General features: G+C 42.7%; 2 protein-coding genes and 1 pseudogene. 2 read left to right on the top strand and 1 reads right to left on the bottom strand.

The window, feature by feature from the left end; translation table 11 throughout:
* Positions 1-224 precede the first annotated feature (224 nt).
* Positions 225-1,430, bottom strand: a complete 1,206-nt coding sequence (locus tag LC574_RS30560) for a histidine kinase (RefSeq protein WP_229457346.1) — start codon at positions 1,428-1,430, stop codon at positions 225-227.
* A gap of 573 nt (positions 1,431-2,003) precedes the next feature.
* Between LC574_RS30560 and LC574_RS30555 the strand changes: the two genes are divergently transcribed.
* Positions 2,004-2,222 (top strand): hypothetical protein, encoded by a 219-nt coding sequence (locus LC574_RS30555; RefSeq protein ID WP_229457345.1) that lies wholly within the window; start codon positions 2,004-2,006, stop codon positions 2,220-2,222.
* A gap of 928 nt (positions 2,223-3,150) precedes the next feature.
* Positions 3,151-3,789 (top strand): annotated as a pseudogene (locus LC574_RS30550) (S-layer homology domain-containing protein); the annotation flags it as partial.

Raw genomic sequence — 3,789 nt, 5'->3', positions numbered from 1 at the left:
TTGGTCATTGGTCATTAGTCATTTGTCATTGGGCATTAGTCATTTGTCATTGGGCATTAGTCATTAGTCATTGGGCATTAGTCATTTGTCATTGGGCATTAGTCATTTGTCATTGGGCATTAGTCATTTGTCATTGGGCATTAGTCATTAGTCATTAGTCATTAGTCATTTGTGTTGCTAGTTTTTTTACCAATGCCCAATGCCCTATGCCCTATGCCCAATCTCTAAGAAGGATAAACTGGTAGTGTGAAGTGGAACCATGCTCCGTTATTGGGGGCAGAGTCTACCCAAATTTGACCATAATGTGCCAGGATGATGCGTTGGCATAAACAAAGACCAATGCCGTAACCTTCTGTACCTTCATCCCGTTGTAGGCGGAAGTGATTTTCAAAGATGCGATCGCGATTCTCTACAGGAATACCAGGCCCAGTATCGCCGATACTAAACTGAACTTTTTGGGTAGTGCGATGCAATCCGGCAATGCTAATCTTGCCACCTTCTGGGGTATATTTGATGGCATTATCCAACAGATTCACTAGCACTTGCCGGATGCGTTCTGGGTCAGCATATACATAGGGCAAGTCATTAGGGATATCTGTTTCTACCTCTTGGGATTTGGTGGTGTAGCGATCGCACAATTCTTCTAGTACATCTAAGCACAGTTTCCCTAGCTGTAGCTTTTGTGGTAGAATTGGAAACTCTGTATCTTTGCCACGACCTACCTCTAAAAGGTCGGCAATCATCCGGTCAATGACCTTAGTTTGATTGCGGGCTTGTTTTAATAAATGCGCTGTCATCGATGGCTTGAGGCGCTGGAATTGCCCCGTCTCTAAATTGTAATTAGATTGGAGAGTTTCGATGGCGATCGCGGCAGCAGTTAGCGGATTGCGGAGATCGTGCGCCAGCATAGCAATCACCCGGTCTTTAAACTGTAGCTGCTCTTGGAGGTTATCTTTTTCCTGTTTCAAGCGAAAAATTTCGTCTGAAAGTCTAATTAGTTCCGCAGAAACAGCAACTGAACGGATAGTGGATTTGGGTGATGTCGCCCTACCATTGTCGTCTATACGTTCTTGTAAGTCTTCCTGTACTTTTAAGTAGGTGTCTACAGCGGCTTGCCAGCGAGGCCACCAGTTTTTTAATTGCGCTATGATATTACTCCCAGCCAGAACCTGTCGTGGTTCGGGATGGATTTTGATTAAAGCTGGCGTTGCTATCAATTTAAAGTGTTCTGCTAAGTAAGGTTGTTGTCCAACATCGATAGTTTCAAGTTCAAAACTATACTCAGCCTGCAATTCTTTTAAGTAAGCACGGATTCGCTGCACTTGTTGTCGGGACTTGGGTCGTCCATCGACAAACAGTAGCAGCTGGAGTGGAGCCTCAGAATAAATAGGCTGATCCTGGGAAACTTGCATGTAATCGTGTTTCAGCACTGGTAACAACCCGGCGACGCTTTACAGAAAGTAAAATAGACTGACGGTTGTCGATGGTCGTTGTTTTTTCTTCAATTTAATATCTATTTTAGGTTCTTAATACTCCTATCAGTTCTGCGTTTTTGACATCAGACATATCTTTTTCAGCCTTTTGCCCCGTTTTGGTTAACTTCATCTCCAAGAAACACCCTCGTCCTTGAATATAAGTCTTAATTTGCCTTGAAACAAAAATTTTCGCCAGAGCTAGCAGGTGAAAAGTTTAACACTGTGTCAATTCGAGTAATTGCTTTGAATAAGTAATCACCGAAGCAAATGCAGATGCTAATTGTATCTAATTTATCAGTAAGTTGTTAACTGTTCAGACCAAGTTTGTAGAGGGCTTTCTCAACCGTCAGTGCATCCGATGAAGTGTCTTTTTTGCCTCTACCCAATCCTAGTAATGATTGGGAAAACAGTCACAGCTAACTATGTACTGTCTCTATAACTTGCGAAGCGCACCTTCTGCCCAGCCTTCCTAAAAGAACCCCTACCCTATACCAGAAGAACAGGGGATGGATTGCCAAACAGAAAACTTTGGATAACATAGAGGCGATGCCTACGGCGGTAAACTACGCCCTTTTAGAGAAAGCACTCACTGCTTTCGAGGCTGCCAATAGACTCTTAACTATAGCACAAGTAGCACTTACCCCAGAAAATCAATCTAGAGATACTAGAGAAACTGCTGCGACACTTGACTGCTTTGCCTATTATCACCCCGGCCCCAAGAACCACAAACTTACGCCAAGTTCCTGAAATTGCTTAATAGTGGCATTTTCCATTTATTGCTTTATTCAGCTTACCATCGTCAGATGAATAATTTTCAGAATCGATTGTAAGCAAGCGTTAGGGAACTTTATCCATTCCCCTCCTTGATTGAGGCTAAAGGGGGCTTTATTCCTAGTCTATCACTTCAGTTGCTTGGCGTAGGCTTTGCCCGCCGTAGGCATCGCATTACAGAAAATAGTGGTAAGTTTGAGATTAAAGCTTTTGCTAGCCACACTGTTCTTTAGTAAGTTAACAATCAGTTATCGCCTCTGCCAACTGAATATTTCCAGAACTCTCTAAAAATTTGATTCTCAATCTAGTAGTCTGCCAGATTAATTTTGAGCAGTTAGTAGTGGGTGGCTCTACTCTAGCTCTCATCTAAGCACACTCCCAAAATCTGTCATAATCCTTGTGAGCTTAGAGCATCCAAATCACAAAACTCTTGTCTAGCAAGTATTTCAGGGTTATTTATTTTTTTCCCAAAAATGTTAGTTTGCCAGAATTTTAGGGAACTCTATAAATAAGCATGGGAATTATCAAACCTAATGGCTGTAAAACAAAGACAATACGGTAGCTTTTGCTACCGTTTACTCATTTTTAGAGATATCATCATCTTCACCAATAGAGACATTTACCAATAGGACGTAGTGAGTTGGTATTGTCTTTTGGTGATATTACAGCATTTTTCAGGTATTTAGACCACAGATGAGACGGGGAGTGGGGAGTGGGGAGTGGGGAGTAGGGAGTGGTGTAGTTCAATTACTTGAAAAGCGCTGTAAGAGGTAGAAAAGCAGAGGGGCAAAGGAAATGGGTTTTTTCAATATTCCATTCCCCATTCCCCATTCCCCATTCCCCATTCCCATTTAATGAACAGTCTGCGCTAGGGTAGGAATTGAAACTCAATTTGTGATTTCCTGTGCCTCCCTGCAAACGTCCAGCTGTTTTTCTAATTTGGGCTGTTCTACTGACTTCGTTAACAGCCTGTGCTAACAGTCCAGCCGCCAAAAACCTTGAGCAATCTTTGGCGGCAGATCCTAACCTGCAAAGCAATCCAGTTGTCTTTGGAGAATCTCAGAGTAACCAACCGCAAGCACAGCAAAACGAATCAACACTTCAGTTACCACCTGATTTTCCTAAAGATATCCCCCTATATTCCAATGCCAAACTACAGGAAGTTACACCTGCTAGCGGCTCAGAAAACAGAGTCTCAACTCGTTGGTTGAGTTCTGACCCCAGCAACTTTATTGCTAGCTTTTATAGTAGCCAGTTTCAAACAAATAACTGGCAGATTTTGCAACAACCAACAGATGATGCGGGAGATGTGTTTGAAGCACGTCGTAACGATTTGCTGTTGAAGGTTTCCATTCAGCCTAAATCAGTTACTAACGCTACACCTAATCAACCCCAAACAGCCACCGAATTACTGATTGACTACGTACCGAATAGTACTGCAACGGCACAATCTACCCCAACTACAAATCCTAACGAAACTACTAACGCCGTTCCTCAACCAGGAGATTCTCAGTTCATTGGCCCGGTATCACCTCCGAACTTG

Source organism: Nostoc sp. CHAB 5715 (assembly GCF_020829685.1).
Lineage (GTDB): Bacteria > Cyanobacteriota > Cyanobacteriia > Cyanobacteriales > Nostocaceae > Nostoc.
This window is presented reverse-complemented; position numbering and strand designations above follow the sequence as displayed.